Below are 2,936 nucleotides of genomic sequence, written 5' to 3' on the forward strand. Positions count from 1 at the left end.
GGCTTCTGCGACGAGCAGAACGGCTGGCTGGACGGCGTGTGCCTGGGCGAGAAGACGGTCGGCTTCGACTGCAGCGGCCTGTCGCTCTACTGCTGGTACCGGGCCAGCCAGGGCGCCGTCGAGCTCGGGCACTACACCGTCGCACAGTTCCACCTCAGCGCTCCGGTGGAGCGCGACGCGCTCGCCCCGGGCGACCTGCTGTTCTTCTCCCGGCCCGACGCGCCGCTGCACCACGTCGGGATCCATGTCGGCGAGGGCGCAATGATCCACGCCGAGCGGACGGGCACCCTGGTCGCCCGGGTCGAGAACGTGCTCGACGTCCCGCGCTGGGCGGGCGAGTTCGCCGGCGCCCGCCGCCCGGGGCAACCCGCCGGCTGACCCATCGGCCGGGTCTCCACCGGCCTCTCCACCGGGCCGGCCGGTCACAGGCCGCCGCGCCACTCCCCCATCCCGTGGTGCACCCGCAGCAACAGCCCCTGCAACGCCTGCCGCTCCCCCGCGTCCAGCGGCGCGAGCACCTCGTCCTGCACCGCCCGCGCCTGCGCGTCCAGTTCGGCGAGCAGCGCGAGTCCGGCGTCGGTGACCGAGACGGAGACCCGCCGCCGGTCGACCTGGTCCCTGGCGCGCTCGACGTACCCGGCTGCGGCAAGCTGGTCGGCAACCTTGGCCAGGTCACTCGGGTCGATGGCCAGCCGCCGCACCAGGTCCCGCTGGGCCTGTGGGCCGAAGTCGGCGAGCGCGGCCAGCACCGCCATGTCCCAGAGCCTCAGGCCGCGTTCGGCCAGCCGCTCGGCCAGCCGGCCGCGCGCCGCCTTGCCGACCCTGGAGAGCAGATAGGTGCTGAGGTCCAGCAGAGTCGGGGGGAGCTCGGCGGCGGGGTGCGGGTTCTCGGAGGCCATGGCGGAAGTCTAGGGCCTCTCCCTATAGTGGGTTCAGACCCATCAATTGCCTCGCTCCCTCACCGCCCCCCCTTGCCAGGAGTTCGCCCGTGGACGCCCTGTACCCCCGACTGCTCGTCACCCGCTTCGCCGAGTGCTTCGGCTTCTACCGCGCGGTCCTTCCGCCGCTCACCGGCGCCACCCTGGTCAAGGGCGCACCCGAAGGCCCGTACGCCAACTGGGACCTCGCCGACCACGCCCTCCTGGTGCTCTTCGACCGCGCCGCGATGGCCACCGCCCTCGGCACCGCCGAACTGCCCGCCCACCCCGCCGCCCCCGCACAGGACGCCGCGATGCTGGTCCTCCGGGTGGACGACGTGGACGCCGCCCTCGATCTCTGTCTGCGCCACGGCGGCACCCCGGCCGCGCCGGCGACCGACCGCCCCGAGTGGGGCCCCGACCTGCGCAGCGCCCATCTGCGCGACCCGGACGGCCACTTGATCGAGCTCCAGTCCTACTGAGCGGCCCGCGCCGCACCGGGACCTCCGCCTCCTGCGGCACAGGCCGTCGACAGGACGCCCCGGCCGGACGGGCAGCGGGCGGAGCCCGGCCGGGGTGGCGGCCCCGACCGCCAGGTGTCCGCACGGCGGCGGCCCCCACCCGTGCACGCGGCGCCGGATGCCGCCACCGCCCCCGGGTTCAGCGCTCGGCGCCGTCCGCCCACAGCTCCGCGCCGCACGCCGCCACCAGGGCTCCGATCCGCGCCCACGCCTCCTCGGCCGGCAGCGGCTCCAGCCGGCGGCCGTCCCGCAGCCTCAGCGCGACCCGGTCGTCCACGGCCTCCTTGGCCCCGATCACCCCTTGGTACGGCACCAGCCGGGCCTCACGGATCCGGGCACCGAGGCTGCCGTGCTCGGGGCCGGCGACCTCGGCGCGCAGTCCGAGGTCCAGGCAGCGCTGCCGGAACCGTTCGGCCTGCGGCAGTTCGGCCTCGGAGACGGGCAGCAGTATCACCTGGACGGGCGCGAGCCAGGCCGGGAACGCACCCCCGTACAGCTCGATCAGGTGGGCGACCACGCGCTCGACGCTGCCGATCACGCTGCGGTGCACCATCACCGGGCGGTGCTTGGCGCCGTCCGCGCCGACGTAGTGCAGGTTGAACCGCTCGGGCTGGTGGAAGTCGATCTGCACGGTGGAGAGGGTGAACTCGCGCCCGGCGCCGTCGGCGATCTGCACGTCGATCTTCGGCCCGTAGAACGCGGCCTCGCCCTCCGCCGCCTCGAACGGCACCCCGGAGCGCTCCAGCACCTCGGTGAGCAGTGCGACGGCGCGCTCCCAGAGCGCCGGGTCCGCCACGTACTTGCCTCCGGCGCCGGGCAGCGAAAGGCGGTAGCGGACGGGTACGACGCCCAGCGCCCGGTGCGCCTCGCGGATCAACTCCAGTGCGGCGACCGCCTCGTCGGCCGCCTGCCCCGGGGTGCAGAAGACGTGGGCGTCGTTCAACTGGATCGCCCGGACCCTGGTCAGCCCGCCGAGCACCCCGGACAGCTCGGAGCGGTACATGCCGCCCAACTCGGCCATGCGCAGCGGAAGTTCCCGGTAGCTGTGGGCCCGGGAGCGGTAGATCAGCGCATGGTGCGGGCAGAGGCTGGGGCGCAGCACCATCTCCTCGGACCCCAGTTCCATGGGCGGGAACATGTCCTCGCGGTAGTGCGCCCAGTGGCCGGAGATCTCGTACAGCTCGCGCTTGCCGAGCACCGGGGAGTAGACGTGGCGGTAGCCGGCCCGGCGCTCACGGCCGCGGATGAACTCCTCCAGGGAGTGCCGGATCGCGGCGCCGTCGGGGAGCCAGTACGGCAGGCCGGAGCCCATCAGCGGGTCGGTGTCGAACAGGTCGAGTTCGCGGCCGAGCTTGCGGTGGTCGCGCGCCGCGCGGTCATGGGCGACGTGAGCGTGCGAGGGCTGGTTGTCGTGCACGGGGATGGTCTCCACTCGGTCTGCGGGCGAGTGGGTCCGGAAACGGCGAAGCCCCGGGGCACTCGCCCCGGGGCTTCGGAC

4 protein-coding genes are annotated in these 2,936 nt (G+C 74.1%); 2 read left to right on the plus strand and 2 right to left on the minus strand.

Annotation, left to right across the window (positions count from 1 at the left end; all coding sequences use genetic code 11):
* Nucleotides 1-378: C40 family peptidase (locus ACFU7Y_RS42455; protein ID WP_380771788.1), on the plus strand; the 378-nt coding region annotated here is incomplete at its 5' end.
* Nucleotides 379-422: 44 nt separating this feature from the next.
* Here the strand turns inward: ACFU7Y_RS42455 and ACFU7Y_RS42460 are convergent.
* On the minus strand, nucleotides 423-899 hold the full coding sequence (locus tag ACFU7Y_RS42460) for a MarR family winged helix-turn-helix transcriptional regulator (protein ID WP_224285465.1): 477 nt from the start codon (nucleotides 897-899) through the stop codon (nucleotides 423-425).
* Between the two features lie 89 nt (nucleotides 900-988).
* On the opposite strand from ACFU7Y_RS42460, the gene ACFU7Y_RS42465 reads away from it, so the two are divergent.
* On the plus strand, nucleotides 989-1,399 hold the full coding sequence (locus ACFU7Y_RS42465; protein ID WP_224285464.1) for a VOC family protein: 411 nt from the start codon (nucleotides 989-991) through the stop codon (nucleotides 1,397-1,399).
* A gap of 178 nt (nucleotides 1,400-1,577) precedes the next feature.
* Here the strand turns inward: ACFU7Y_RS42465 and thrS are convergent, their stop codons facing one another.
* Nucleotides 1,578-2,855 carry a threonine--tRNA ligase gene (gene thrS / locus ACFU7Y_RS42470; protein WP_380771791.1) on the minus strand — a complete coding sequence of 426 codons (1,278 nt, stop codon included), beginning with the start codon at nucleotides 2,853-2,855 and terminating at the stop codon, nucleotides 1,578-1,580.
* Nucleotides 2,856-2,936: the final 81 nt, after the last annotated feature.

This window comes from Kitasatospora sp. NPDC057542 (genome assembly GCF_042801945.1).
Taxonomy (GTDB): Bacteria; Actinomycetota; Actinomycetes; order Streptomycetales; family Streptomycetaceae; genus Kitasatospora.